The sequence below is a fragment of the Desulfosarcina widdelii genome, assembly GCF_009688965.1.
GTDB classification, from domain to species: Bacteria; Desulfobacterota; Desulfobacteria; order Desulfobacterales; family Desulfosarcinaceae; genus Desulfosarcina; species Desulfosarcina widdelii.
The window spans coordinates 1996932-2023325 of sequence record NZ_AP021875.1 but is presented as its reverse complement, the minus strand read 5'-3'; the positions used below and the strand labels follow the sequence as shown (position 1 = coordinate 2023325).

The following is a 26394-nucleotide window of genomic DNA, read 5'->3' as shown; positions in this document are numbered from 1 at the left end:
GAAAGATGAAGAGTTTTTACCGTAAGCCCAATCAAGCCCTAATCGAAAAAGGAGAGGAAAATGAGAAAGAATGCAGTGGTGATCGTTCTGGCAATGTCGATTTGTTTATTCTGGCTTCAACCCGTATTGGCGAAAACGACGTTGAAACTGCAATGCATCTACCCGTTGAATGGTATCGCAGGACAAACCAGTAACTATTTGGCGGAAAAAGTAAAAGAATATACCAATGGAGAGGTTGAAGTTAAAGTATATGCTCCCGGTCAGCTATCCGGTGCGAAAGAATTGCTGACGGCTGTTGAACGGGGGATGATCGACATCGGCATCGCAAGTCTCTTGTACTATTCCGGAACGGTCCAGGAAGCTTTCGGCACTTATTTGCCTTATACATGGAAGAATTCGGTGGAAGCTCTCGAATTTTGGGAATCCGGATATCTCGAATTCTGGAGGGAAACCTCGGCGAAATACGATTTCTACTATTTGGCCCCGGTTGCGGCCGGACGTTTCGGCATCATGACGAAAACCCCGATAAAAAGCCTGGAGGATATGAAAGGGCAAAAGCTGAGAGCCGCAGGAATGCTGGGCGCTGTTGCCCAAAAACTAGGCGCGACTCCCGTTAATCTGGCACCGGCCGAGCAATATATTGCATTACAGCGGGGCACCATCGATGGTCTGATTTTTCCGATTTATGCCACCAAAGCATACAGATTGCACGAAGTGGTCAGTTATGTGACTTCTCCTCCCCCTTATTCGCCGGGGTTCGTAGACCTGTTTGTCGGTAAGCGCACCTGGGAAAAGTTGTCGAAAGAAAATCAGATGGCGTTGAAACAGGCTGGAAAAGAAGCGATGTATTTTTCGTTTATCTTCTGCGAATCCCAGGATTATAACATCGCAGCCTTTAACAATAAGCATGGGGTGGAAACCATAGAACTGTCCAAAGAGGAGCAGAAAAAATTTCATGAAGCGACCAATGGGTTGTACGAAGAGCATGCCAAGCGTTCCGAAAACTGTGCCAAGCAGGTGAAGTTAATCCAGGACTTTCTGAAGTCCAAAAAATAAATGTTTTGAGACCGCCCAATCCCGGTCATTTGATATCGATTCGTCCGGTTCGTGCAACGTCCTTTATTGTTTTTGTTGCGCAAACACAAAATGATCCGGATTGGGTGGGTTTAACGTGAAAAGGAGACGTTGAAATTCATGGACGGAATCTCGAAAATCATTGCATCCATCAACACGTTCATCACCGAGGTCGTATCCGCCGGCATTCTGGTGTTACTTACATTGCTCGTGGTTTACGAAGTGATCGTTCGCTATTTTTTCGACGCCCCTACTTTCTGGTCCATGGAAGTGACGCAATACATGTTTTGCGCCATCAGCATGCTGGCCGGTGGGTATTGCCTGTTGCGGGACGGGCATGTCCGCGTCGATTTATTCTATCCCAACATGACACCGAAAACCCAGGCCTGGGTTGAAATTGTAACCTATTCGCTTACCGTTCTTCTCTGTGTCATACTCATCTGGCTCGGGGGAGACGAATTCTGGAGAGTGCTTTCGAGCATGAAGCGCTCGGACTCGATTGCCGCTTTACCTCTTTGGCCGGTATGGTTGATGATACCGCTGGGCGGCCTGTTGCTGCTCTTGCAGGTTATTGCAAGGTACATCAAAAATATTCAAGTTCTTATCGAAGAAAATAGCAAATAGATCTCGTGTATCGGTCTGCAATTACCGGTTGCAGGCGATACGTAAATACACAGCCACGTACCGGAGGGGCGCCTGATGGATGTTTTGATGCTGTCTTTCGCGATTCTCGTAGTCATGTTTCTTTTGCTTGCACTGGGGTTTCCCATTGCTTTTACGATGTCGGGGCTTGCGATTTTTGGAACCATCTATGTCTGGGGTTGGTCCGGCCTTTACATGGTGGTCAGTACCACATTTGCAAACAGCAATAATTTCATATACATCGCCATTCCCTTGTTTCTGCTGATGGCCAACTTCCTGCAGAGCAGCGGAATGGGCGATGACATGTACGAGATCATCTACCGGTGGGCGGGAAAGGTTCGGGGTGGTCTCGCCTCGGGCACGGTGGTGATCTCGGGTATTTTCGGTGCGATGTCCGGCATCAGTTCCGTGGCCACCGTAACCATGGGGCTGATTGCCGCACCCTCCATGATGAAGCGGGGATACGACCGGTCCATGGTGCTGGGAAGCATCATGGCTGGTGGAACGCTGGGAATCCTGATACCGCCGAGTATTATCATGGTTGTTTATGCGGGCGTCGCCGAAGTTTCGGTTGGAAAGCTGTTTATGGGAGGCGTACTGCCGGGAATCCTGCTGATCTTTTTGTATATCGGCTATATCTCCATCTATTGCTGGATCAAACCGGAGATGGGGCCGCCCGTGGATACATCCTTTTCGCTTCGGGAAAAAATCGTTGCGCTCAAGGGCTTTGCTTTACCTGTGCTGCTCATATTCCTCGTTCTCGGTCTGATTTACACCGGGGTTGCAACACCCACGGAAGCTGCCGGTATCGGTGCTTTCGGCGCCTTCTTGTGTATGGCGGCCTACGGCAGGGCAACCTATGCGAATGTCAAAAAGGCATTGGTTACCACACTATCCACGAACGCAATGATTATGTGGATCATCATGGGTGCTTCATGCTTTTCTCATTTTATTGCCGTGGCCGGAATTCACGATGTCATCAACGAAGCATTGACGGGGCTGGATATCTGGCGCTGGTGGATCGTTATTTTCATGCAGGGGATCTTTTTCATTCTCGGGATGTTCCTGAATCCCGCTGCCATTGTGATGCTTTGCGGGCCGCTGTTCGTTCCCATCATCATAGACCTGGGTTTCGATCCGCTGTGGTTCGGCATTCTCTTTGTCATCAACATGGAAATGGGCTATCTCACCCCGCCCTTCGGTTTGAACCTGTTTATCATGAAGGGTATCATGCCGCCTTCCGTAACCATGGCCCACATCTATGTGGCAATCGTACCCTTCCTTCTGCTCCAAGGCCTGTGCCTGGCTCTGGTCATGATATTTCCGCAGCTAGCGCTTTGGCTGTCGAGCATGATGGTGTAATTGATGCGAAACAATCTTGTCACGCGTGAGGTTGATAACCGAATTTTTGCTACCGTCTTTTCATGTGAATCCGCAGTTGCCGTGATACGCTCTTTCAAGAAGCAGATTTTCAAAGCGCTTACCGTTTTCTCATCATCTTTATAGGAATTTAAAATATTCAATTGCCGAACGGAAACTTATTTGATATAAAATTTTATAAAATATATTATCAAAATAAAATTCCATCTTTTGAAAAGGAGTTTTTATGAAAACCGAGAATCAAGTTGCAATCGTAACCGGCGGGGCTTCCGGATTGGGGAAGGCCACGGCCCAGGCATTGGTCCAATCCGGAGCCAAGGTGGCTCTTTTCGATATGAATGCCGAAAACGGCGCCAAGGCTGCCGCGGAACTCGGCGGCGAAACTATCTTCGTGCCGGCCAATGTCGCCGATCACACATCGGTGGACGACGCTGTCGCGCAGGTCCGCAACGCTTTCGGGACCGTCCATATTGTCGCCAGTTGCGCCGGCATCGGTGGTTCCACCCGCATCCTTGGCAAGAAAGGATTGGTCGCTCCGGAATGGTTCCCCAATATCGTCAATGTCAACCTGGTCGGAACCTTTAACCTGGTCCGTTCAACGGTTGCCCTCATCAGCGAAAATCCTCCTGATGAAGGTGGGGAACGAGGCGTTTATATCAATACGGCCTCCATCGCCGCCTTCGACGGCCAGATCGGCCAGGCGGCCTATTCGGCCTCAAAGGGTGGCATCGTTTCCATGACCCTGACCCTGGCTCGGGAATTCGCCAACACCGGCATCCGTGTGATGACGATTCTGCCGGGTATTTTCGACACGCCCCTTCTCGGAACGCTCCCTCCGGAGGCCAAAGAGCGGCTGAACAAGCAGGTGCCCTTTCCTTCGAGGCTCGGACAGGTAGAAGAATACGCCGCTTTGGCGCTTCACATCATTAACAACCGGTACCTTAACGGTGAATCGATCCGGCTGGACGGCGCCTTGCGCATGGGATTCGGTAGAAGATGATGCAGTCGGCTCAACTGCAGCATGAATCATGAACGCATATAGTGAAAAGACTTAGAATCAGGAATCAGCCCAACGGGAGAAAAACCATGTGGGAAACGAGAGTAACCAAACTTCTTGGCATCGAACTGCCGATCATTGGCGGCGCCATGCAGTGGCTGAGCCGGGCGGAACTCGCTGCGGCAGTCAGCAACGCCGGAGGTTTGGGAATTATCACTTCGGCGACCTTCGCTTCCAAAGAAGACCTGCGTGCGGAAATTCGAAAGGTGAGGGAACTAACCGACAAGCCCTTCGCTATAAATATCAACCTGTTCCCCTCCCTGCGCCCCTTTTCGGTGGAGGATATGCTGGATGCCATCGATGACGAAGGCGTGACGATCGTCGAGACGGCGGGCAACAGCCCCGAAAAATACCTCGAACGCCTGAAGCGCGGCGGGCGGATCCACATGCACAAATGCGCACGACGCAAGGATGCCGTCAAGGCGGAGAAAATGGGTGTGGATATGCTCACCATCGTTGGAACCGAATGCGGCGGACACCCCAGCGCCGAAGGGGTCACCACCATGGTGCTGCTGCCCCAGACGATCGACTCGGTTTCCATCCCGGTAGTGGCCGGCGGCGGTTTCACGGATGGGCGTGCCCTGATGGCGGCTTTTGCCATGGGCGCCGAGGGCATCGTCATCGGTACGGCGCTGATGGCCACCACGGAATGCCCCATCCATGAAAGCTTCAAAAAGGCGCTGATCGCTGCCGACGAAACCTCGACCTGCCTGCTGCTCAATTCCGTCAAGAAGCCCGTTCGCGCGTTCAACAACCGTACGGCGCAGGAGGTGCTGGAATTGGAAACAGCTTGCGCCCCCCTGGAGGATATCCTCCCCAAAATGAAAGGCGAACGCGGATTGGAGGCCTATCGAAAAGGCGATCTGGACGGTGGCGTGTGGGCTTGCGGGCAGGCCGCCGGTCTGGTCAAACAGTCGCTGCCGGTAGCCGAGTATTTCCGTAAAATCATGGACCAGGCGGAATCCATCCGCTGCCGATGGGCGAAAAGCGAATAGATATTTAAAACAGCTCACAACCGGTTTCGGAACGACCCGAAACGCGTGGAGGGAAAAATGGAAGATGTCGTAATCGTAAGTGCGGTAAGAACTCCGATCGGGGCCTATCTGGGTGGACTATCCGATCTTCCGGCCTATCGGCTCGGCGCCCTGGTCTTAAACGAAGCGGTCAAGCGGGCCAAGGTCGATCCGGCGACCGTGGACGACGTCATTATCGGCCAGTCTTATCAGAACGGCGAATCGGTCAACATCGCCCGAATGGCCCTGCTGGCGGCCGACTGGCCGGTGGAGACCACAGGCATCACCCTGGACCGCCGCTGCTGCTCGGGTCTGGATGCCATCTGTTTTGCAACCATGAAAATCCTCTGCGGCTATGCCGACATCGCCGTTGCTGGAGGCATCGAAAGCATGAGCCGTGCGGAACTCTACATCCCCGGCGAGTATGTCAAAAAGGGCCTGGGTGGAAAAGTCGATCCCAAATTCGGATTCATGCCCCGGGGCCACGGTGCCCTGCCCATGTGGGGCCTGCCGCTTTTCGACCGTATCCAACGGGCCCGGGTCATGTCCCAACCCATCGAACGGTTCGGAGAACTCAACTCGATGATGTCCTGGGCCGAGATCGCAGCCAAGGAAGAGGGCATCACCCGTGAAGCGGCCGACCGGTGGTCCCTGCGCAGCCAGCAGAAAGCCTGCGGAGCCATCCAGGCCGGCCGGTTTAAAGGCGAGATCGTCCCCGTCGAAATTCCGGGCAAAAAAGGACAGACCACCATCGTCGATACCGACGAACCGCCCCGTCCGGACGCCTCTATGGATAAGCTTTCAAAGCTGCGGGCCGTCTATCCGGATGGCATCTGTACCGCCGGCAACTCTTCCACAGAGAACGACGGCGCTGCGGCGATTGTTCTGATGACGCGTTCGAAAGCAGCGGACATGGGGCTCACGCCTTTAGCGACGGTAACCTCTTTCGGAGTCGCCGGCGCCGATCCGACCCTGACCTATCCGGCGGTTCCTGCGGCCGTGAACAAAGCCCTGGACAAAGCCGGGCTGACCATCGACGACATGGATCTGATCGAAATCCAGGAGGCCTTTGCCGTTCAACTGCTGGCCGATGCCAAGCTGATGGGCGTATCGGAAGAAGATATGGACCACAAGGTCAACGTGAACGGATCGGGCATTTCCCTGGGCCATCCCATCGGCGCCACCGGCGTCATGCGCATGGTGACCCTGCTGCACGAAATGAACCGGAGCAAGGTCCGATACGGACTGGAGACCATCTGCGGCGGCGGCGGCCAGGGCATTGCCATGGTGGTCGAACGCAAATAATAAAGCAACCGCAAAAGAGAAAGAGCAATACCCATGGATGCGGATTATCGCGAATTATTGCAGCGGCGGTTTCTCGGAAATCTGCCCCAATGCGATGCAGACAAACGGGTCTCTCTGGCCGAAGCCATTGCCGATCATATTCGCCCCGGACAGAAGATCCACATGGCCCATACCAATTCTCGTCCATACGGGCTCATGCACGAAATAATCCGGCAATACTGGCAGAAAGACCCGCAATTCGAAATTGCCATGCTTTCCTTCGCCGATTCGTGTGTGGCCCTTTTTTTGGGTGGCATGCTGAAAAAAGTCGTCACGACCCTGGTCGGCGACCTGTGGCCTTCACCGTCGCCCAACCCCTTTGTCAACGAGGCCTGGCTTTCCGGTGCCGTGGAAATCGAGCATTGGAGCATTCTGAGCTATGCTGAACGCCTTCTGGCCGGCGCCCTGCGGCTGCCTTTTCTGGTGACCCGTTCCATGGTCGGCACCACGATGGCTGCGGACAACCAGGCGGCAGGAACGTTCCAGGAAATTGACGACCCCTTTGGCTCGAAAGACAAGGTGGGGCTGGTGTCCGCTTATCGACCGGACATCAGCCTCATCCATGTGGCCGCCTGCGATTGTGCGGGCAATGCCATCATCACCGCCCCCTTGGGGGAGAGCGCTTTGGGGCCATACGCGGCCAAAGAGGGTGTAATTCTCTCCACCGATGCCATCGTATCCACCGACTACCTCAGGCGCAACAACCATCTGGTAAAAATACCGGCCAGTATCGTCAAGGCCGTTGTCGAACTGCCCATGGGCAGCCATCCTAGAGGGGTTACCAATGTGGGCGTACCCGAATTGACCCAGTACGCCGAAGATTACCAGTACATGTACGAGGTGAATTGGGCCGCCCGCCGCGGAAAAGAAGCACTGATCGAATGGATCGACGAATGGATTCTCTCGTGCGAGACCCATGACGCGTTTATCGAAAAACTGGGTGCGGAAAGAGTCAAACGGCTGAGAGGAAAGGCCCAAGCCAACGTGTGGTTCGAGGAAACCCTGTCCGCCGCAACAGGAGAATTGGGAGAGAATGACAGGCATGGGGAACTTCCCGTCGGAGCGGATTCTTTTCTCGGTTCTGAAATGATGCTGGTTGCCGCGGCCCGCAAACAGGCCGAACTGGTCCGGGAACTGAAGCTGAAAAACATCCTGGCCGGCGTCGGGGCCGCCAATCTATCGGCCTGGCTGGCATCGCACAAGTTGCAGGATACGGGCCATGCCGTGCAGATCATGGCCGAGGTCGGTTATTACGGATATGAACCCCGTCCGGGAGATCCTTATATTTTTAATTTCAAGAACACGCCGACCTGCATCATGACCTCCGATATCCTGAACATTCTCGGTCAGATGGTGCCCAACGGAATGAACCTCGGATCCCTCGGCGCTGCCCAGGTGGACCGGCTGGCCAACTTCAATTCCACCTGCATCCCCGGCAAGATGCACCTGTTGGGTTCGGGCGGCGGCAATGATGTGGCCACCAACTCCAAAGCCGTGGTGGTAACCGCCTACCTGGGAAAAGGGAAATTCAAGGAGAATGTCGACTATATCACCTCGCCGGGAACGAACGTACGCTGCGTGGCGACCGATTACGGCATCTTCGAAAAGCCGCCTGGAGAAGAGGAACTCGTGCTGACAACTTACTACACCTCCGGTCCGACGGGTTTTGCGAATGCCGAGGAAGCGGTCGCAAAAATTCGTTCCCATGTGGGGTGGGATCTGGTCGTCAGCCAGCATCTGACAGCCATGGAGGCGCCAAGTCAGGAAGAACTCTATATTCTCAGGCTTTACGACCCCTTTAAACAGTTTTTGCGTTAGGCGGAGAACCCGCTGAAAAAACGTTTTGCCGAAGGAACGAACCGCCGGCCCTAAGGCCGGCAGAGCAGGGAACCTGTCTCAACTACTAAGCGATCATCGAACAAGGAGGAAATATGGATATCAAAGGCAGTATCGTCGCTATTACCGGCGGCGCCTCGGGACTGGGCGAAACCACCGCACGGGCCATTGCCGCCGCCGGTGGGAAGGTGGCCATCCTGGACCTGAACGAGGAGAGAGGCAAGGCCCTTGCCGACGAACTCGGGGACAATGGTTCGTTTTTTCAACTGGATGTATCTAAAACCGAAGCTGTAGAAACGGTCATCGGGAAGATCAAAGAGCAGTTCGGAACGGTTCATGTGATCGTCAATTGCGCCGGACTAGGCGGATCCATGAAGATATCGGGCAAAAAAGGGATCATGCCCATGGAGTGGTTCACCACCCGTGTGGACATCAACCTCATCGGAACGTTCAACCTGATCCGGGCGGCGGCGCCGCTGATGATGGAGAACACGCCCAACGAAGAGGGCGAACGCGGCGTATGCATCAATACCGCTTCCATCGCGGCCTTTGACGGCCAGATCGGACAGTCGGCCTATGCCTCCACCAAGGGCGGCATCGTCTCCATGGCCCTGCCGCTGGCCAGGGAATTCGCCAACAACGGCATCCGGGTCATGTCGATTCTGCCGGGCATCATGGATACTCCCCTGCTGGCCAAGAACCCGCCACATATTCTCGAAAGCCTGGCCAAACAGGTGCCGTTTCCGGCGCGTTTGGGCAAGTCGTCCGAATTCGCAAAACTGGCCTGTCACATCATCGAAAACACCTATCTCAATGGGGAGTCTATCCGTCTGGACGGCGGCCTGAGAATGGGATTCAACCGGAAATAACAAAGGATCGACGATGAGCGAGAAAAATCGGCAAAAACCGGCCGGACCTTTGGACGGGCTGAAAGTTGTCGACCTGACCCGCATGCTGCCTGGGCCTTTCGGAACCATGCTGCTGGCGGACCTGGGTGCCGATGTGATCGTGGTCGAACAGCCTTCCGGACCGGCGTTGGGACCGCGAAGAAAGAATTTCTACGTGGATCGCAACAAGCGCAGTATGGCGCTGAACCTCAAAGACGAGCGCGCACGGAAAATTCTCTACCGGCTGGTAGCGGATGCGGATGTGTTCGTCGAGGGCTTCCGACCCGGGGTTACCGAACGGCTGGAAATAGATTATCCCACGCTTAAAAGAACCAACCCCGGCCTGATCTACTGCTCGATCAGCGGCTACGGCCAGGACGGGCCCGACCGGCTGCGTGTCGGCCACGATCTCAACTATGCGGCCACGGCGGGCCTTCTGCACCTCAACGGCCGAAAGGATACGGGACCGGTGATATTCGCCACCCAGGTCTCCGATATCGCCGGCGGCGGCATGCTTTCCGCTTTTTCGATCATGGCGGCGCTGTATCACCGGCAGCAGACCGGCAATGGTCAGCATATCGACGTCTCCATGACCGATGGCGCCCTGGCGCTCAATCCGCTGGCCTTTCTGGAGTATTCGAACGCCGGCAAAGCACCGGTGCGCCAGGGATACCGCAACCTGGGCGCCACCCCCTGCTACAATATCTATCGTACGAAGGACGACGAGTATATCACCATCGGAGCGCTGGAGCCCAAGTTTTGGGCAACCCTTTGCCGGCTGCTCGACCGGGAGGACCTGATCGACCGCAAGGAAGATACCAGCGGCGAGACGGTAGAGACGCTCCAGTCGATTTTCGCAACACGGACCCGTGCCGAATGGGATCGCCTGCTTGACGACAAGGAGGTCTGCTATGCACCGGTCCTCGATATGGAAGAGGTTTGCAGCAACCGTCAGTACGTTTACCGAAAAATGATCCATGAAGAGATCGATGTCGACGGTACCCGATCGGTTCAGGCCGGTGTCGTTCCACGCTTTTCTATGACGCCGGGAACCCTGCGGCGGCTGCCGTCCCGGCCGGGTCAGCACAGCCGCGAAATTTTGAGCGAACAGGGATTAGATCAAAGCACCATCGACAACCTTGAAAAAGAGGGCGTCGTCAAGAGCAATACGGACGCTTGATTGACATCTTGCGGTTGAGCGCATCACCAAAAGGAGAAGAACCATTATGGATTTTCAGTTTGGAGAAAAAGAACGCAAGTTGCGGGAGGAGATCCGGCAATTCGTCAAGGAGAACCTGCCCTTGGATCAGGTCCCTTACCTGGAGGAACACTATGACGAGGAGTGGGCGTTTGCCATGTCGATGGCCAAAAAATTGTCGGAAAAAAAGTGGCTGACGATCAATTGGCCGGAGGAATACGGCGGGATGGGCGCCTCTGATTGGGAGCAGGCCGTCTATCTGGAGGAGGTCGGTTATTGGGGTATTCCCGGATACGGCATGGGCGTCAGTGGGATCCGGTGGGTCGGGCCGTCCATCATGCTGTATGGATCGGAGGAGCTGAAGAAAAAGCATTTGCCGCTCATCTCCTCCGGGGAGGCCGACGGCGTCTGGTGCACGGGATACAGTGAACCGGATGCCGGCAGTGATTTCGCCAACCTTTCCACCCGCGCAGAAAAAAAAGGCGATGAGTATATCGTCAACGGCCAGAAAGTCTGGATCAGCGCCGCCCATCGGTCGCGCTGGTGCTGGCTTGCCGTTCGCACCGACCCCGATGCCCCGAGGAAGCACGACGGCATCAGCCTCCTGGCTGTCGATATGAAAAGCGAAGGTGTGACCATACGGCCGATAAAGAGTTTTTTCGGGCTGCATATTTTCAACGAGGTTTTTTTCGATAACGTTCGTGTCCCGGAAACGAACCTCGTCGGGATTGAAGACGACGGGTGGCGCCAAGTCATGCTCTCCCTGGCTTTTGAAAGGGGCAACCAGGCCTTGGTCGCTTTGGGCGAAAGCAAACGCCTGTTCGATGAGATGGTCCAATATGCGAAAGAGACCGGCGCCATCAAGAGGCCTGCTATTCGCCAGAAACTCGCCGACGTCGCCATAGAAATAGAAACCTTGAAGGTGCTGGCCTATGAAACCGTCTGGAAAATGAGCAAAGGGAAAAAGGTCCGTTGGGAGCCGCCCAGGGACAAGGCCTTCCGGGACATGATCAATGACCAGCTGTCGAAGATCGGAACGGAGATCATCGGCGCCTATACGCAGGTGGATCCCCTATTGGTCGACAGCAAGTGGTCCAAGATTCAAGGACGGGTGGAGCGACTCTATTACCGCTGGACGGGATACGCAAGCGCCGGCGGCACCACGGACAATCAGCGAAACATTATCGGCAGGTCTGCGTTGCAGTTGCCGAAAGCATATTGATGGGGGGATGACATGGTTGATTTTGGTTGGTCAAAGAGTCAGGCGTTGTTGCGAAAGTCGATCCAGGAGTTTCTTAAAAAAGAATGCCCCTCGGACAGGGTTCGCGAACTTGCCGTCGATGCCCGGGGATATGATCCCAAACTATGGGACCAGTTGGCCGAACTCGGCTATCTGGGGCTAGCCGTTCCCGAAGCGTATGAGGGCATGGGGGGCGAATATATCGAATTGATGATTTTCATGGAAGAAGCGGGACGCAAATTGCTGCCGTCGCCGTTTTTTGCCACGGTGGTCCTCTGTGCCCTGCCAATCATGCAGTTCGGCAGCGATGAACAGAAACAGAAACTGCTGCCGGCCATCGTGGACGGACAGATATGGACCCTGGCCCTGATGGAAGCGGCGGCAGATTATGGACCGGAACACATTGAAATGTCGGCGGTCAAGGAAAGCAACGGCTATGTTCTGAGCGGAACCAAGCTGTTCGTGCCCTTTGCCAACGCCGCCGAAAACTTTCTGGTGGTGGCCCGCACCGGAAACGGAAACGATCCGCGCGAAGGGATTGGCGTCTTCATCGTCGACGCGAATGCGCCCGGCATTCAAAAAACCATGATTCCCACCGGCGCGGGCAATCAGCAATACGAAGTGATATTCGAAAACGTGCAGGTTTCCGATACCGATATCCTGGGACAGTCGGATACCGGATGGGAAATCGTCGAATACCTCCTTCAGTATGCAACCGTTCTCAAGTGCGCGGAGATGTCCGGCGGCGCCCAGGCGGTTTTGGATCTGACCAGCCGATATGCCAGGGAGAGAATTCAGTTCGGCAAACCCATCGGCTCCCTGCAGGCGATTCAGCACAAACTGGCCAATGACTTTATTTGGGTCGAGGGGCTCAAGAACCTGGTGTATGAAGCGGCGTCCCTCCTCAACATCGGCGAGCCATGCAAGACCCTGGTATCGATGGCGAAGGTCAAGGCCAACACGGTTTATGAACAGATGTGCATCGACGGCATCACCATTCACGGCGCTATCGGATTCACCGAGGAAATGGATGTGGGATTGTATCACCTGCGCACCAAGTCAATGGAGTTCGACCTCGGTGGATCGGAATTCCACCGTGAACGAATCGTTGCCGAACTCGAAGATCAGGTGCCTTTGTTCATGAGCATCTGAAACATTCTTCCTGAGGAGAGAATCGATGGATTATCAAACGATTCGAATCGAACGCAGCGGTCATGTCCAGACGTTGTATCTTGACCAGCCCGAGGTGCTCAATATTCTCACCGACGAGATGCGCGAAGAATTGCTGCATTTCTTCTTGCAGGCGGAAACGGACCCGGATTTGCGTGTTCTCGTCGTGACCGGCAGCGGGCGGGCCTTCAGTGCCGGCATCGACCTGAACGTCTTGAAAGAACGCTATGAAACGTTTACCCGGGAAGGATCGCAGGATGCCTCCCACCGCCTGCGTCTTCCCCGGACGCTGATGACTTTTTCCAAGCCGATTCTTGTCGCCATCAACGGGACGGCCGTCGGCTTCGGGGCAACCATGCCGCTGATCTGCGACATCCGCATCGCCTCCACCAAAGCCCGGTTTAGTTTCGCATTTGCCAGACTGGGTGTCACTCCGGAATTCTGCAGCTCTTATTTTCTTCCGCGGTTGATCGGATCGGGAAAAGCGGCCGAGCTGGTTTTCCGGGCAAGGATGATCGACGCCGACGAAGCCCTGAGTCTTGGCCTGGTCAACCGCGTCGTTCCCCCTGAGAAACTGCTCGACGAGGCCCAATCCATGGCCGAGGAAATCGCACGAATGCCGGCATGGGCGCTGCAGATGTCCAAGCGTTTGCTGCGTCATGGAAGTCAGTCGACTATGCAGCAGACGTTGGAATACGAGTCCGCCGCTTTCCAGCAGAGCTGTCAGACCCAAGAGCACTACGCTGCCGTATGCCAGATGCTGGATGAAATCAAAGCCAAGAAAAAGCGATAGGATTGAAGGGCCTGTTCCTTTTACCGCTTATATCCGTTAATTTTTCCACGAATAAGGGAGACAACCCATGCAAGATTGTTATCTGATCGACGCGGTTCGCACCGGCCGCGGACGTTTGAGCCGACCCAAAAAAGGATTCATTGGCGAATTTGCCGAAATCCACCCGACCTCGCTGGGGGCCATGCTCGTCGATGCAATCCTTGGCCGCAATCCCTCCGTGCCGCCCGAGAAGGTCGAAGACCTGATTTACTCAACCACCATCGCGGTCAAGGAGCAGGCCCAGGATATCGCCCGCTGGATCGTGCTGGCCTCCAAGCTTCCCGTAACGACATCCGGGGTTCACCTGAACCGATTTTGTTCCGGCTCCCTGCAGGCCAGCGCCTTTGCCAATGCTTCCATCCGGGTGGGAGATTACGATGTTGTTTTGGCCGGCGGCGGAGAACACATGAACCGGGTGCCTCTGGGGTCGGATCGCAACGACCCGGCACGCCTGGCGATCACCGATGCGATCCGCGAAAAGTACAAGATCGTTCCCCAGGGAATGTCTGCGGAGATCATTTCCGAGAAGTACGGCATCTCCCAGGAAGAGATCAACGCGTTCTCGGTGAGAAGCCAGCAGAAGGCCCACGCTGCCACGGAAGCCGGAAAATTCAAGAACGAAATCATTCCGATTGCCTACACCGATCAGGACGGCAATCCTCAGGTGCTGGACCGGGACAGCAACATCAAACCGGGAACCACGGCCGAGAAGATCAACGCCCTCCCGAGGCCGTTCAAAGAGGGCGGCGTAATTCATGCCGCCGCTTCCTCCGGAATCTGCGATGGCTCTTCCATGGCCCTGTGGGTGTCGGGGGACGCAGCCAAAGAGTTCGGTCTCAAGCCGAGGGCCCGTATTCTGTCCAACGCCAACTGGGGCGTCAATCCCACCGAGATGCTTGACGGCGTCATCCCCGGTACCCGCCTGGCGCTGAAGCGCGCCGGCCTGACCCTTGATCAAATCGATCGCTTCGAAATCAACGAAGCCTTTGCCAGCGTGCCTCTGGCATGGATGAAAACTCTTGGCATTCCCGAGGAGAAGGTAAACGTCAACGGAGGCGCCATTGCCATGGGCCACCCCCTGGGCGCCACCGGTGGTATCCTGCTGGCCACCATGCTCAACGAACTGGAACGCGAAGATTTGCGTTACGGGCTGATCACATTGTGTGCGGCCCAGGGGATGTCCGGCACGATGATCATCGAAAGGCTTTCCTGATTGATGCAACGGACGGGAAGAGAAGTTGAGTCAAACGGTTGTTGTGAAACTTCAGTAAACCACACCTCGCTCCCATGCCCCGCGTGGGAGCTTCAATTATACTTTCATCGGGAGTAATCAGCATGCAGACCATTACCGAAGCGGTATCGCTGGAAAAAATCGGGTCGGTGGGAATGCTCTGGATCGACAATCCACCGGTCAATGCCCTGGGGTACCCCGTGCGCAAGGGATTGTCCGACGGCATCGACCTGGCCGTCAGTGACGATGAGATCCGCGCCATCGTCATTATTTGCAAGGGGCGCACCTTCTGCGCCGGGGCCGATATCAAGGAGATGGGAAAACCGCCGGTGGAACCACATCTGCCGGACGCGCTCAATCGCATCGACCAAAGCGACAAACCCGTTATCGCCGCTCTTCACGGCACCGCCCTGGGCGGGGGCATGGAAACGGCCCTGGCCTGCCACTTTCGCGTGGCCGTATCTTCGGCCAAGTTGGGACTTCCTGAAGTCAAGCTGGGATTGATACCGGCCGCCGGGGGAACCCAGCGTCTGCCGCGGCTGATCGGCCCTGAAAAGGCGTTGAACAGAATCCTGGCCGGCGATCCGATGGATGCGCAAACCGCTTTTGCCGAAGGTGTGATCGATGCGGTCGTCGAAGACGATCTGGCCGATGCCGCCTTAGCGTTTGCCCATCGCGTGCTGGAAGAAGGCAAGCCGCTGGTGCGTGTCAGTGCCATGACGGATAAAATCGATGCCATTCGCGAACAACCCGAATTTTTCGAAGACTATCGACGGCAGATCGCCAAGTCCCGTCGCGGTTTCGAGGCCCCCGAAGCTTGCATCAAGGCGGTGGAAGCCGCCGTCCGACTTCCGTTTGCCGAGGGCTGTCGGTTCGAACGGGAATTGTTTCTGAAACTCAGGGCCGGCGATCAGTCCGCTGCCCAGCGCTACTATTTTTTTGCCGAACGGGCGGCGGCCAAGATCCCCGATATCGAGAAGACAACGCCCGTGCGGCAGATTCAAACCGCTGGAATTGTCGGCGCCGGTACCATGGGCCGTGGCATCGCCATCAGTCTGATCGACGCAGGCATTCCCGTCACCATTGTGGAGGCCGAAGGCGCACTGCTGGATGAGGCGCTGGCAGGCATCCGCAAGCATTACACGGCGGCGGCAGCCAAAGGAAAAATTGACGACAGCGAAATCGACCAACGGTTGGGCCGCATTGCCGGTACCACCCAAATTGAAGATTTGGCGGATGCGGATTTGGTGGTCGAAGCGGTCTATGAGGAGATGGCACTCAAGCAGAACATTTTTTCTCAGCTCGATTCCATTTGCAAGCCGGACGCCATTCTGGCCACCAACACCTCCTATCTGAATGTCGACGAGATTGCGGCCCGGACCCGACGGCCTGAATCGGTCCTCGGTTTTCATTTTTTCAGCCCGGCCCATGTCATGGGGTTGATCGAAATCGTGCGGGCGCAAAAGACCGACAAAACGGTTCTGGCGACTGCCATGGCCCTGGCCAAAAGACTGAAGAAGATTGCCGTGATGGTGGGCGTTTGCAATGGATTTGCCGCCAATCGGATGTACTTTCAACGCAAGCGGGCGTGCGACAGCCTGATCCTCGAAGGGACCTTGCCGGAACAGGTCGATCGGGTGCTTTTCGATTTTGGTTTCCCCATGGGGCCATTCGCCCTGTACGATCTGGTTGGCAACGATCTGGGATGGCGCCGTGAGGATTCCCGCAGCGAAACGATCCGTGAGTTGCTTTGCGAATCCGGACGATTGGGGATTAAAGCGGGCAAGGGATACTACAACTACGCTCCGGGAAGCCACCGGCCCGAACCGGCACCTGAGATCGACCATTTGATCGTCGAATTTTCCGAGAAACAGGGGATTGTCCGCCGAAAGATCGGCGACGATGAGATTCTTGAACGCTGCATCTATCCCATGATCAACGAAGGCGCCAAAATCCTCGAAGAGAAGATTGTCCATCGGCCCAGTGACCTGGACGTGATCTGGGTCAAAGGCTTCGGGTGGCCGCTGTACCGAGGCGGTCCCATGTTCTACGCGGACCTGGTGGGGTTGGACAAAATTCTTGATCGGATGAAGGCCTTTCAGGAACAGTTAGGCGACGATTTTGCCCCGGCCCCCCTACTTGAACAATTGATCCGGGAAGGCAAGGGGTTCGGTTCCCTCAATTAGAGACCTGATCAAAACAAATGATTCCTTCGCATCTATCAGGATTGGCGTATCTACGAAAACGGGTAACCGGAGAGCTTCCGGATCCACCGGTTTTTAAAACCATGGCCATGCGCATCGCCCATGCAGAAGAGGGGATGGTACAGGTTGTTGCCGAACCGGATCGGAACCATCTGAACAGCTCAGGGATCGTCCAGGGTGGTGTCTCCGCGAGCATCCTGGATGCGGCCACGGGCTTTGCCATACATTCTCTTCTCGAAGCCGGTTTGTATGTCGTCACGGTGGGGTTGGAACTCCATTTTCTCAAACCCGTGTTTGCCGATAATGGAACCCTTACCGCCGAGGGGCGCATCGTCCATCTTTCCCGGAAAATCGGGGTGGCCGACGGAATCCTCAGCGATGCCGCCGGCAATAAGCTCGCCACGGCGACGGGGACCTGCGTGATCGCTGTCCTGAAAAATCAATAATACAATTCTTATAAGCCACTTGACCGCTGAATCGTGTTTGTACCCAATTGAATCAGGAGTAAAATGAAATGCGCAATGATGATCTGCCGTTGAAGGGTGTTCGTGTCGTGGATTTTTCCGAATTCGTAGCCGCGCCGGCAGTAGGAAAGCTGCTGGCCGACTGGGGCGCCGATGTTGTAAAAGTCGAGAAAATCGAAGGTGATGTTTGGCGTTATTACGGGATGAACTACAATATGCCATGCAATCCCGATGAAAATCCGCTTTTTGATCTGGAACATCTCAACAAAAAATTTCTTGCGTTGAATATTAAAACCGCCGAGGGAAAGGAAATCATGGATCGCATGCTTTCCAAAGCGGATATTTTTGTGACCAATTTCCGCCCTGATGCTTTGGATAGACTTCATCTTTCCTATGAAGACCTGGCCCCGAAATACCCACGCCTGATTTATGGCCACCTGCTGGGGTACGGCGAGAAAGGACCGGATTCCGAACGGGCCGGATTCGATGTGGTTTGCTATTGGGCGCGCAGCGGCGCCATGATCGATTTTGTCCCGGCCGAGTACAATGTGCCCCTTACCGCGCCGTATGGTTTCGGCGACCACATCACCGGGGCAACCCTTACCGGCGGTATTTGTGCGGCACTGTATCGCCGGGAAAGAACCGGAAAGGGCGACAAAGTCTACATCTCCCTTTTCGGCAGCGCCATTTTTGGAACGAGTTGCATGATTACCTCCACCCAAGAGAAATATGGTGACACCTTCCCGCGCTACCTGTCGCGGCCGACCAATCCTGTGGGGCATACCTATCAATGCAAGGACGGCAGATGGCTTCTTGTGTCCATCCTGGCCCATGAACGATATTGGCCGGTATTCTGCGAAAAAGTGATCGATCGGCCGGAATTGGCCGCTGACGACCGCTTCAGCACCAAGGCTGCTATGATTAAAAATAACACAACGCTGTATGAGATCCTCAAAACCACTTTTTTATCGAAAGACTCCGAAGATTGGGCCGCATTGTTGGATGCGGCGGACATTGCCTATGAAAGAGTCAAGCATTTTTCCGAAGTGACGAAAGATCCCCAAGCCTGGGCCAATGAATTCATATTCGAACACACGTTCCGGAGCGGCAACACTGGCATCCTGCCCCGTACACCGGTCCAGTTTGCCAGCTTCAAGATGGAAAATCCCCCGGCCGGATGCGGAACGCGCATCGGTGAACATACCCGTGAAGTGCTTTTGGATCTGGGCTACACGGAATCAGAAGTGGAGGCGTTGGAAAAACGAAATGCTGTAAAATTAGCTCCCCAATAGGCGAAAATTAGCCATCGCCGATACCTCAATGCTGGTCTGGGTCGTGACGCGGGACCGGTCGTAAGCCGTGTCCCGCTTGCGACAACATACTACAATCAAAGAATATTTGTCTTCATGGCCATGATAGTAGAACGCGCAAGCGTTGCCATCGTATACTGAGGATATTATGGATTTTCTTTTTTATGCAATTATTCAAAAAGAAGAAGATTCCGTGGAGGTCAGAATATTAGTTAAATGAATCGAAAGAATAGTTAAACAACGGGCGCCGTGGAAAAAAATCTTAATGATTTTAAATTAAAACAATGAGAAAATAGATGCTTGATTCACTTTATTTTAATGATTTCTCCCAAGGACAGAAATTTATTTCTAAAGCCCGAACCGTAACCGAGACGGATGTTGTAAACTTTTCAAATTTGACCTGGGACCATAACAGCTTGCACATAGACAAGGAATACGCCAAGGGAACAGCTTTCGGGAAACGGATTGCTCACGGAATGATAGGCATCGCTTTTCAGGCAGGACTTACCTCTTTTCTCACCGGAAACAGTATTATTGCCCTGCTGAATATCAATTGGAATTTCAAAAAACCCGTGTTTATCGGTGACACTATCCATGTAGAACAAACTGTCGAAGAAATGCGTGAAACGTCCGATGGAAGAAGGGGAATTCTAACCTTTAAAAAGGAACTGATTAATCAAGATAACGATGCCGTTCAGGATGGATTGATCACTGTTCTCTTAGCCATTCGCGAAACCGACTAGCGTCCGTTCGCCCGGCTTGAGCGTTGATCTTGGAAGTCAAGAGGCGTTGCTTCACTGGTTGAGACGGTCAAATCTGAATTTAAGACTCTTCACATCCTCGTGAACAACATTTGAATCGGAAGCAGCTAAAATCCCAAAACAATCGAAGAATTTGACGATTGATTTTGAAAGAAGAGTCTTTTTCTGAATTTAAATGTTCCCTATCTGCTGACAAATGCATTTTCAAAGATGATGGTTGCTCAAAAATATGGGTGTATCGCCAATGTCTCATCTTCGGCGCGCAAGAAAGGCTTTTTCTATGCCTCGGCTTATTGCGTTTCCAAACATGCGTTGATCGGACTTACCAGAGCCGTCAATTTTGATCATGCAAAATCCGGATTCACCGTCAATTCGATTTGTCTCGGGCCCGTCCGCACGGAGAAGTTGCTAACCCGCCTAAAAATTGGAGCGGAGAAAGAAAGCAAAACTATTAAATATTAAAGAGCTCGAAACAACACATACCACAATGGGACGAATTCTATATGCCGAAGAAGTGGTTAACCTGGCGTTGTTTCGGGCCTCCGATGAATCTTCAGGGGTGACGGGTCAAGCGATCAACGTATCGGTTGGCTCGGTCAAGCATCAGATCAACTGGTTGAAAACGAACAGGCCAATGTGAAAACCTCGAAAACGAATTCTTATTACGGATGGTATGTCGTAGCTGCCGGATTCATCATTCTTTTTTGTTTTGCCGGCTCAGGTTTTTACTCTTTTGGTGTGTTCATCAAACCTCTCGAGAATGAATTCGGATGGAGTCGCTCGGCGATTGCACTTACCATTTCAATTTACCTTTTAGTCAATGGGTGCGTATCACCATTTATTGGCCGTCTGGTACAGTCGATCGGTGCCAAAAAGGTTATGTTGTTCGGTGCCAGTGGTGCAGGCTTGTGTTTTGTCCTGATAAGCTTCATCCAGGATATTCTTTATTTATATATTTTGTATGCATTGCTGGCTGTCCACTTGGTGGCAATGGGTTATATACCGGTAAGTACGGTTATCGCAGGATGGTTTGAGCGAAATAGAGGAACAGCCATTGGTTTGGCCTATATGGGCCTGTCGGCAGGTGGGTTCGTCTATGCCCCATTAATCGGTCACATTAACGTGAATTACGGTTGGCGTATTTCATTCGTCTTTCTGGGCATTCTGATATGGGTCGTTGCTATCCCGCTATCGATTTTCATAATTCGTGAAAAAACGGATGATAGTGAACCAGTTTTTCCGGAAAAGATACCCTTCGGAAAAAGGACCAAAGACAGTCTTGCGTTCAAAGATGCGTTATTAACGTCATCTTTTTGGGGTATCGTTATTACTTTTTTTTTGGGTGCGATGGCCCAAATGGCCGTATTGCAGCATCAGGTCGCCATCATGGCTGAAAAGGAAATTTCTTATGGATTGGCAGCAGCTGCGTTGGGTCTGACATCCGGTATGGGAGGTATCGGAAAGTTCTGTTTTGGTAAAATGGCGGATCTGTTTCCAATTCGATGGGTCGTCACGAGCAGCTATCTTCTGCAGTGCCTGGGTATCTTCATCCTATTGAACGTGGGAAGTAACTTGACAATTTGGATCTATGCAATGATTTTTGGTTTTGGGATGGGGGGGATCCTTGTGCTTCAGCCGCTGGCTGTGGGTCAGTTCTTCGGATTGAAGTCATTCAGTGTTCTGCTGGGCATTATTTCTCTGGGTCAATCGTGTGGAGCCGCAATCGGTGCATACAGTGCAGGACTGATCTATGATCATTACCATCAGTATCATCCTGCACTGATAACATTTTTAATCATTTATTCGTTGGCTATGACTTCCATACTGATCACCGGAAAACCGATGATGAAAAGGTGTTTGAACGATTGAAACAAGGAAAAGGTGTTCCTTCTTTTTATTTTAATTGCCTGAGATAGGAGTATCACAATGGAAATCTTAGTTTGTGTGAAACGGGTTCCCGATACCGCTGAGAACGAGATCGAAGTCAACGGCGACGGCAGCGATATCGAACGCGACGACCTGGTTTACTCGGTCAACGAATGGGACAATTACGCGGTGGAAGAGGCCATTCAGATCCGCGACAACGTGGGCGGCAGTGTTACGGTGGTTACCGTGGGCGACGACGAGTCCGAAGAGGTGCTGCGCCGCGAGATGGCCATGGGCGCGGACAACGGACTTTTGCTGTGCGATGACGCCTTCGAAGGCTCGGACGGTAAAGGAATTGCCACGCTGCTCAAGGCGGCCGTGGAAAAGGGCAAGTACGACCTGATCCTCACCGGCGCCCAGGCCGACGACGGTGCCGGCGAAGTGGGCGGCATGCTGGCCGCCATGCTGGACTACCCCTACGCCTCGCTGGTCAACAAGGTCGAGGTGGACGGGGACAAGCTCAAGGTGGGCCGCGAGATCGAGGGCGGTAACCAGGAGATGAACAGCATCGAAATGCCCTGCGTGCTGTCGATCCAGACCGGCATCAACGAACCGCGCTACGTGGGTATCCGCGGCATCCGCAAGGTGGCCTCGGTGGAGATCCCCGAGATGGGCGCCGGCGACCTGGGCGTGGACGCGTCCAGCGTGGGCGCCGATGGCGCCAAGGTAAAGCGCCTGGATTACTTCGTGCCTGAACTGGGCGAGGGCGCCGAGATGCTGGAAGGCAGCACCGAAGAGATCGTTGCCAAGCTGATTGAACTCTTGAAGGCCAAAGGAGGGTTGAAATAATGGCGGATATCTATGCATACATTACACACAAGGGTGGTGTGGCCGACGATTCGGCCCTGGAACTGGTAAACGCGGCCAGGAAAATCGATGCCGGTGCGGCCGTAACGGCCATCGTGACCGGATCAGGCGCCGATTGCGACAAGGTGGCCGACGAAGTGGCCGCCACCTATCCCAAGGTGTTCAAATACAGCAACGAGGCGCTGGCCTATCCCAACGCCGAGGTGGTGCGCAAACTGCTGGTCAATGTTTTGCCGGCTGATGCCATCATCCTGATGCCTCACGACACCTTCGGTATGGACCTGGGTCCCGGCCTGTCCATCAAGCTGGATTCGGTCTTCGTCTCGGACGCGGTCGACATCGAAGGCGCCGACGGCGGCACCCTGAAGGTCATCCGCCAGGAGTACAGCGGCATGGTCAGCACCCACGTGAGCGCCGACATTTCCAACGGTGCTGTGATCAACGTGCGTCCCGGCGCCTTCGCTCCGGACGAGAGCAAATCCGCCGGCGGCAGCGTGGAAGACAAATCTGGCGATGCGGGCGACCTTTCGGCCAAACGCACCTTCCTGGAAATCGTGGAAGCCGAAGTGGGTGACGTGGACATCACCAAGGAAGACGTGCTGGTATCCGTGGGCCGCGGCATCGAAGACGAAGAGAACATCGAAATCGCCCAGGAACTGGCCGAGGCCATGGGCGCAGTGGTATCCTGCTCGCGTCCCATCGTGGATGCCAAGTGGCTGGAAAAATCCCGCCAGGTGGGCACTTCCGGCCAGACGGTCAAGCCCAAGGTGTACCTGGCCTGCGGGATTTCCGGCAGCTTCCAGCACATGGGCGGGATCAAGGGCTCTCCGTTTATTGTGGCCATCAACAAGAACGTCAAGGCGCCGATCTTCCAGGTGGCCGACGTGGGCATCGAAGCCGACATACTCGAGTTTCTGCCTGAGCTGAGCGAGGCAATTGGCGATCTATAACGTTCAGTTCCAATCGGTTGAAAGAAGAAACTATAGATGAATGATGATATACCGGATGCTGCCTTCAAGTTGATCGGAGTGGAAAAACGAAGAGAATATCTGGTCACCAAGAAAGATATCCGACGATTTGCTCAAGCCATCGGTGACCCCAATCCGCTCTATTACGATGAAGAATATGCTAAAGGGACACGGTTCAAATCGATCGTCGCACCGCCCTTGTTCGGGCAGGCATTCGGGTTTGAAGACGTTCCTCCCGAGCAGCTCCAGCTGGACGGATCGCCGATCGAAGCGGCGATCCCCATACCGGCCAGAAAGCTTGTGGGCGGCGGAAGCGTGTTTGAAAATTTCATCCGTTTCAAACCCGGGGATAAAATAATCGTTCAATCTAAAATTACTGATATTTATACCAAGCAGGGAAAAAGAGGCCGCTTGTATTTTATCGTCCATGAAACCTGCTTTTACAAACAAATGAATGAGTTGGCGGCCAGAGAGGTGACCACTTTCATTAAACGCCGATAGTTACAGTCGATCATGGAACAGCAAGGCATAAAAAAAGAAAACTGGATGGTTGGGACGGAATTGAAAAGCTTGGTGATCAAACCCGATTATCAACAAATTTTCATGTACAGCGCCATAACATGGAATCGGCATGTCATCCATTACAACCGCCAGAAGGCAAGAGATGAAGGGCTGCCCGACGTGGTTGTCCAACGTGGATTGATCGGCAATTATTTCGCTCAACTTCTGGAAAATGGGATGCATCATTGTGCAGACATCCTGCGACTGGAATGGAGAGTTCTCCAAAGCGCTGTTCCGGGAGACACCTTGACCTGCTCAGGAGTGGTTAAACAAATTCATGAGCAAGTGGCGGACACCCAGATCGAATTCGATCTGTTGATGCTCAACCAAAATCGTGAGTTGGTTGCCAAAGGAACCGGAACGGTTCAGCTTGCCGACTGACTTGTGGTAACCAATGCCCTTTTTTAAAAAAACATTAAAATGGAGAGATAATGGGCGCCACTGAAATAATGATAAGAGGATACCACATGGATGTATTTGGCCATGTCAATAACGCCCGTTATCTGGAGTTTTTAGAAGAGGCGCGTTGGGCGCTTTTTGATCATAAAATGGGGCTTGAAGTTCTAGCTCAGGAGGGATTTGTTTTAACAGTTGTAAATATCAACATTAACTTTCGGCAGCCTGCTTTTCTCCATGACCTGCTGATGGTGGAAACGAATGTGAAGAAATGGGGAAGCCGATCGGCAATCTTGTATCAGCAAGTCAAGAATAAAAAAGATGAACATGTGATAGCTGACGCCGAGGTTACTTTCGTGATGGTGGATGTTAAAACCCAAAAGGCAACCATGTTGGAAGGCGGGCTTAAAGAGAGGCTCGTAAGCTTGATGAGGGATTAGTATGTATCACCCATTCGCGATTAAACCGGTCGATCAGGAGATTTAAAAATGAAAGCAGTTGTGTTTCGTTCATTTGGTGACGCTGACGTGCTTGAGATCACCGATATCGACCCCCCGACCCCAATGGAAGACGAAGTGCTGATAAAGGTCAAGGCCGCGGCGATCAATCCAAAGGATATATTTATTCGCAAGGGCTATTTTAAAGAACGGACCGGAAACGATTTTCCCATGCGGACAGGGTTTGATTTCGCCGGTGAAATTGTCGGTAAAGGCAGCCAGGTGCAAGGCTTCGAAACGGGCCTGCCCGTGTACGGAATGCTTGACGGCTGGGGAGGGGGCACCTGCGCTCAATTCATTACCGTTAAGGTGCATCAATTCAGTCAAAAACCGGATAATTTGTCATTTGAGGAAGCGGCGGCACTTCCTCTGGTCTCTTTAACCGCCATGCAGGCCCTGCGCGATGAGGGTGGAATCCGGGCTGAATCGCAGGTCTGTATTAACGGTGCCTCCGGCGGTGTCGGCAGCATGGCCGTACAGATCGCCAAACGTTTTGGAGCGACGGTTACCGCGATGGGCAGCACCGTCAACCACACCCTCCTTAAAACCCTGGGCGCTGACATTTGCTATGACTACCATCAGACCGACATCACCAACAGCCGCAGGACCTTTGATATCTTCTTCGATGTTTTCGGGAACCGGCTCTTCGAGACCGTGGAGCCGGTCCTTTCGGAGAATGGTGTCTGGGTGTCAACCGTGCTACGCCCTGAAGTCATTGCAGCGGTGGACCGTACGAAGGATACCCCCGGAAAGCGCGCTCGATTGGTAATTGTTCGACCGGACATCAGAGATTTGGCAACGCTGCGTCAATGGGTTGAGACAGCCGTGGTAAAGCCGGTCATTCACGACGTACTCCCAATGGAAAAAATTGCCGATGCACATCGCCAGCAGGCAACCAAACATACCCGGGGCAAACTGGTGGTGACCATTCCCTGAATACAAACTGGACGAAGATCCCCCGACACAAGACCATCGCAGCGCATTGTCTAAAGACGGATGATTCGCAAAAATAGAATTATCTCTTTTTTTTGGCATGTTTTCATGATAGACAAAAGGCGTTTTTACACCTGATGCCTTCTCATGAAACGGAGAAGTTTTTCGATATCGTTCCCTTCGTATCCCAGCCAGGCGAGGGCCTCTCTTGGATCGCGAAAGCTGCGGGTCTCTTTTTTTTGATCACCGATCGCATAACCGTAAAGTTCAGCCATTTTTTCGAACATGGGGTTGTCGGGAACGACAATGGCGAGCAAGCCGTCTTTGCCGGCGGCACGTTCATTGGCCAGTTCGGACAGTTCGAGAAGTCCTTTGACGGTGATTTTCGATGCATTGTCGAGTTTGCGGGCGTCTGCGATCTCCCGGATGTTTTTCATCCCCTTGGCTTCGATATTGTAACTGAGAATATGAATGCGAAGGCTGTTGTCATCGAGAATCCCATGGCATTGGGTGAAAGCGAAGTTGAGTTTTCGGTGAAAATTTCGGGTGAACGCCATTAAAAATCCTGTTCTGCCCAAAGTGCATGGTGCTTGGTGGTTCAAACGACAATGCTCAATTAGAATATAAACTAGATCTGAGTCAAGTCTCGAATCAAATTCAGTT

At 53.6% G+C, this 26394-nt stretch carries 27 protein-coding genes; 26 read left to right on the top strand and 1 reads right to left on the bottom strand.

The genetic code is table 11. From position 1 onward, the window contains the following. Nucleotides 1-60 precede the first annotated feature (60 nt). The 26 genes from GN111_RS09505 to GN111_RS09380 all read left to right on the top strand — a co-directional run bounded on the left by GN111_RS09505 (nucleotide 61) and on the right by GN111_RS09380 (nucleotide 25734). On the top strand, nucleotides 61-1056 hold the full coding sequence (locus tag GN111_RS09505) for a TRAP transporter substrate-binding protein (protein ID WP_155303536.1): 996 nt from the start codon (nucleotides 61-63) through the stop codon (nucleotides 1054-1056). A 138-nt stretch (nucleotides 1057-1194) separates the two neighbouring features. Then, nucleotides 1195-1698 carry a TRAP transporter small permease subunit gene (locus GN111_RS09500; protein WP_155303535.1) on the top strand — a complete coding sequence of 168 codons (504 nt, stop codon included), beginning with the start codon at nucleotides 1195-1197 and terminating at the stop codon, nucleotides 1696-1698. Between the two features lie 75 nt (nucleotides 1699-1773). Further along, a complete protein-coding gene (locus GN111_RS09495) occupies nucleotides 1774-3078 on the top strand; it encodes a TRAP transporter large permease (protein WP_155303534.1) in 1305 nt (434 codons plus the stop codon). A 244-nt stretch (nucleotides 3079-3322) separates the two neighbouring features. Then, complete coding sequence (locus GN111_RS09490; protein WP_155303533.1) at nucleotides 3323-4096, top strand: SDR family NAD(P)-dependent oxidoreductase; 774 nt, start codon at nucleotides 3323-3325, stop codon at nucleotides 4094-4096. An 86-nt stretch (nucleotides 4097-4182) separates the two neighbouring features. Continuing rightward, on the top strand, nucleotides 4183-5148 hold the full coding sequence (locus tag GN111_RS09485) for an NAD(P)H-dependent flavin oxidoreductase (protein WP_155303532.1): 966 nt from the start codon (nucleotides 4183-4185) through the stop codon (nucleotides 5146-5148). A 57-nt stretch (nucleotides 5149-5205) separates the two neighbouring features. After that, nucleotides 5206-6471 (top strand): thiolase family protein, encoded by a 1266-nt coding sequence (locus GN111_RS09480; RefSeq protein WP_155303531.1) that lies wholly within the window; start codon nucleotides 5206-5208, stop codon nucleotides 6469-6471. Between the two features lie 33 nt (nucleotides 6472-6504). Further along, nucleotides 6505-8328, top strand: coding sequence for a CoA-transferase (locus GN111_RS09475; protein WP_155303530.1), 1824 nt, complete (start codon nucleotides 6505-6507; stop codon nucleotides 8326-8328). Nucleotides 8329-8441: 113 nt separating this feature from the next. Next, nucleotides 8442-9215, top strand: coding sequence for an SDR family NAD(P)-dependent oxidoreductase (locus tag GN111_RS09470; protein WP_155303529.1), 774 nt, complete (start codon nucleotides 8442-8444; stop codon nucleotides 9213-9215). Nucleotides 9216-9228: 13 nt separating this feature from the next. Further along, nucleotides 9229-10413: a CaiB/BaiF CoA transferase family protein gene (locus GN111_RS09465; RefSeq protein ID WP_155303528.1), complete on the top strand. Its 1185-nt coding sequence runs from the start codon at nucleotides 9229-9231 to the stop codon at nucleotides 10411-10413. Nucleotides 10414-10459: 46 nt separating this feature from the next. Further along, nucleotides 10460-11653 (top strand): acyl-CoA dehydrogenase family protein, encoded by a 1194-nt coding sequence (locus GN111_RS09460; RefSeq protein ID WP_155303527.1) that lies wholly within the window; start codon nucleotides 10460-10462, stop codon nucleotides 11651-11653. Between the two features lie 12 nt (nucleotides 11654-11665). Beyond that, entirely contained in the window at nucleotides 11666-12823 is a 1158-nt protein-coding gene (locus GN111_RS09455) for an acyl-CoA dehydrogenase family protein (RefSeq protein ID WP_155303526.1), read from the top strand. Nucleotides 12824-12848: 25 nt separating this feature from the next. Then, nucleotides 12849-13634 carry an enoyl-CoA hydratase/isomerase family protein gene (locus GN111_RS09450; RefSeq protein ID WP_155303525.1) on the top strand — a complete coding sequence of 262 codons (786 nt, stop codon included), beginning with the start codon at nucleotides 12849-12851 and terminating at the stop codon, nucleotides 13632-13634. A 67-nt stretch (nucleotides 13635-13701) separates the two neighbouring features. After that, nucleotides 13702-14886 carry a thiolase family protein gene (locus GN111_RS09445; RefSeq protein ID WP_155303524.1) on the top strand — a complete coding sequence of 395 codons (1185 nt, stop codon included), beginning with the start codon at nucleotides 13702-13704 and terminating at the stop codon, nucleotides 14884-14886. A 122-nt stretch (nucleotides 14887-15008) separates the two neighbouring features. Continuing rightward, the gene (locus GN111_RS09440) at nucleotides 15009-17090 is read left to right on the top strand and encodes a 3-hydroxyacyl-CoA dehydrogenase NAD-binding domain-containing protein (RefSeq protein ID WP_155303523.1); all 2082 of its coding nucleotides are present in this window, start codon (nucleotides 15009-15011) and stop codon (nucleotides 17088-17090) included. Nucleotides 17091-17131: 41 nt separating this feature from the next. After that, nucleotides 17132-17554 carry a PaaI family thioesterase gene (locus tag GN111_RS09435; RefSeq protein WP_170302199.1) on the top strand — a complete coding sequence of 141 codons (423 nt, stop codon included), beginning with the start codon at nucleotides 17132-17134 and terminating at the stop codon, nucleotides 17552-17554. A 68-nt stretch (nucleotides 17555-17622) separates the two neighbouring features. Beyond that, nucleotides 17623-18864 carry a CaiB/BaiF CoA transferase family protein gene (locus GN111_RS09430; RefSeq protein WP_155303521.1) on the top strand — a complete coding sequence of 414 codons (1242 nt, stop codon included), beginning with the start codon at nucleotides 17623-17625 and terminating at the stop codon, nucleotides 18862-18864. A 314-nt stretch (nucleotides 18865-19178) separates the two neighbouring features. Beyond that, on the top strand, nucleotides 19179-19625 hold the full coding sequence (locus tag GN111_RS09425) for a MaoC/PaaZ C-terminal domain-containing protein (RefSeq protein WP_155303520.1): 447 nt from the start codon (nucleotides 19179-19181) through the stop codon (nucleotides 19623-19625). A gap of 183 nt (nucleotides 19626-19808) precedes the next feature. Continuing rightward, on the top strand, nucleotides 19809-20105 hold the full coding sequence (locus GN111_RS34405; protein WP_353740201.1) for an SDR family oxidoreductase: 297 nt from the start codon (nucleotides 19809-19811) through the stop codon (nucleotides 20103-20105). After that, a complete protein-coding gene (locus tag GN111_RS34400) occupies nucleotides 20068-20283 on the top strand; it encodes an SDR family oxidoreductase (protein ID WP_155303518.1) in 216 nt (71 codons plus the stop codon). The genes GN111_RS34405 and GN111_RS34400 overlap by 38 nt, the downstream gene beginning before the upstream one ends. Further along, nucleotides 20280-21512, top strand: coding sequence for an MFS transporter (locus GN111_RS09410; RefSeq protein ID WP_170302198.1), 1233 nt, complete (start codon nucleotides 20280-20282; stop codon nucleotides 21510-21512). Before GN111_RS34400 ends, GN111_RS09410 begins: the two co-directional genes overlap by 4 nt. A 57-nt stretch (nucleotides 21513-21569) precedes the next feature. Then, nucleotides 21570-22358, top strand: a complete 789-nt coding sequence (locus GN111_RS09405; protein ID WP_155303516.1) for an electron transfer flavoprotein subunit beta/FixA family protein — start codon at nucleotides 21570-21572, stop codon at nucleotides 22356-22358. Further along, on the top strand, nucleotides 22358-23326 hold the full coding sequence (locus tag GN111_RS09400; RefSeq protein WP_155303515.1) for an electron transfer flavoprotein subunit alpha/FixB family protein: 969 nt from the start codon (nucleotides 22358-22360) through the stop codon (nucleotides 23324-23326). The genes GN111_RS09405 and GN111_RS09400 overlap by 1 nt, the downstream gene beginning before the upstream one ends. A 36-nt stretch (nucleotides 23327-23362) precedes the next feature. Then, nucleotides 23363-23845: an FAS1-like dehydratase domain-containing protein gene (locus tag GN111_RS09395; RefSeq protein WP_155303514.1), complete on the top strand. Its 483-nt coding sequence runs from the start codon at nucleotides 23363-23365 to the stop codon at nucleotides 23843-23845. A 45-nt stretch (nucleotides 23846-23890) separates the two neighbouring features. Then, nucleotides 23891-24286, top strand: a complete 396-nt coding sequence (locus GN111_RS09390) for a hotdog family protein (RefSeq protein WP_155303513.1) — start codon at nucleotides 23891-23893, stop codon at nucleotides 24284-24286. Nucleotides 24287-24336: 50 nt separating this feature from the next. Beyond that, entirely contained in the window at nucleotides 24337-24741 is a 405-nt protein-coding gene (locus GN111_RS09385; protein ID WP_155303512.1) for an acyl-CoA thioesterase, read from the top strand. Between the two features lie 48 nt (nucleotides 24742-24789). Beyond that, nucleotides 24790-25734, top strand: coding sequence for an NADP-dependent oxidoreductase (locus GN111_RS09380; RefSeq protein WP_155303511.1), 945 nt, complete (start codon nucleotides 24790-24792; stop codon nucleotides 25732-25734). Between the two features lie 125 nt (nucleotides 25735-25859). Here GN111_RS09380 and GN111_RS09375 read toward each other — a convergent pair whose 3' ends face one another. Next, a complete protein-coding gene (locus GN111_RS09375) occupies nucleotides 25860-26288 on the bottom strand; it encodes a hypothetical protein (RefSeq protein ID WP_155303510.1) in 429 nt (142 codons plus the stop codon). Nucleotides 26289-26394: the final 106 nt, after the last annotated feature.

Coding starts and splice junctions, on each gene's coding strand:
- GN111_RS09490 (WP_155303533.1), top strand. CDS start 3,323: ATGAAAACCGAGAATCAAGTTGCAATCGTAACCGGCGGGGCTTCCGGA.
- GN111_RS09430 (WP_155303521.1), top strand. CDS start 17,623: ATGCGCAATGATGATCTGCCGTTGAAGGGTGTTCGTGTCGTGGATTTT.
- GN111_RS09460 (WP_155303527.1), top strand. CDS start 10,460: ATGGATTTTCAGTTTGGAGAAAAAGAACGCAAGTTGCGGGAGGAGATC.
- GN111_RS09445 (WP_155303524.1), top strand. CDS start 13,702: ATGCAAGATTGTTATCTGATCGACGCGGTTCGCACCGGCCGCGGACGT.
- GN111_RS09380 (WP_155303511.1), top strand. CDS start 24,790: ATGAAAGCAGTTGTGTTTCGTTCATTTGGTGACGCTGACGTGCTTGAG.
- GN111_RS09375 (WP_155303510.1), bottom strand. CDS start 26,288: ATGGCGTTCACCCGAAATTTTCACCGAAAACTCAACTTCGCTTTCACC.
- GN111_RS09425 (WP_155303520.1), top strand. CDS start 19,179: ATGCTTGATTCACTTTATTTTAATGATTTCTCCCAAGGACAGAAATTT.
- GN111_RS09400 (WP_155303515.1), top strand. CDS start 22,358: ATGGCGGATATCTATGCATACATTACACACAAGGGTGGTGTGGCCGAC.
- GN111_RS09470 (WP_155303529.1), top strand. CDS start 8,442: ATGGATATCAAAGGCAGTATCGTCGCTATTACCGGCGGCGCCTCGGGA.
- GN111_RS09405 (WP_155303516.1), top strand. CDS start 21,570: ATGGAAATCTTAGTTTGTGTGAAACGGGTTCCCGATACCGCTGAGAAC.
- GN111_RS09480 (WP_155303531.1), top strand. CDS start 5,206: ATGGAAGATGTCGTAATCGTAAGTGCGGTAAGAACTCCGATCGGGGCC.
- GN111_RS09390 (WP_155303513.1), top strand. CDS start 23,891: ATGGTTGGGACGGAATTGAAAAGCTTGGTGATCAAACCCGATTATCAA.
- GN111_RS09495 (WP_155303534.1), top strand. CDS start 1,774: ATGGATGTTTTGATGCTGTCTTTCGCGATTCTCGTAGTCATGTTTCTT.
- GN111_RS09385 (WP_155303512.1), top strand. CDS start 24,337: ATGGGCGCCACTGAAATAATGATAAGAGGATACCACATGGATGTATTT.
- GN111_RS09500 (WP_155303535.1), top strand. CDS start 1,195: ATGGACGGAATCTCGAAAATCATTGCATCCATCAACACGTTCATCACC.
- GN111_RS09395 (WP_155303514.1), top strand. CDS start 23,363: ATGAATGATGATATACCGGATGCTGCCTTCAAGTTGATCGGAGTGGAA.
- GN111_RS09440 (WP_155303523.1), top strand. CDS start 15,009: ATGCAGACCATTACCGAAGCGGTATCGCTGGAAAAAATCGGGTCGGTG.
- GN111_RS09450 (WP_155303525.1), top strand. CDS start 12,849: ATGGATTATCAAACGATTCGAATCGAACGCAGCGGTCATGTCCAGACG.
- GN111_RS09455 (WP_155303526.1), top strand. CDS start 11,666: ATGGTTGATTTTGGTTGGTCAAAGAGTCAGGCGTTGTTGCGAAAGTCG.
- GN111_RS09505 (WP_155303536.1), top strand. CDS start 61: ATGAGAAAGAATGCAGTGGTGATCGTTCTGGCAATGTCGATTTGTTTA.
- GN111_RS09475 (WP_155303530.1), top strand. CDS start 6,505: ATGGATGCGGATTATCGCGAATTATTGCAGCGGCGGTTTCTCGGAAAT.
- GN111_RS09485 (WP_155303532.1), top strand. CDS start 4,183: ATGTGGGAAACGAGAGTAACCAAACTTCTTGGCATCGAACTGCCGATC.
- GN111_RS09465 (WP_155303528.1), top strand. CDS start 9,229: ATGAGCGAGAAAAATCGGCAAAAACCGGCCGGACCTTTGGACGGGCTG.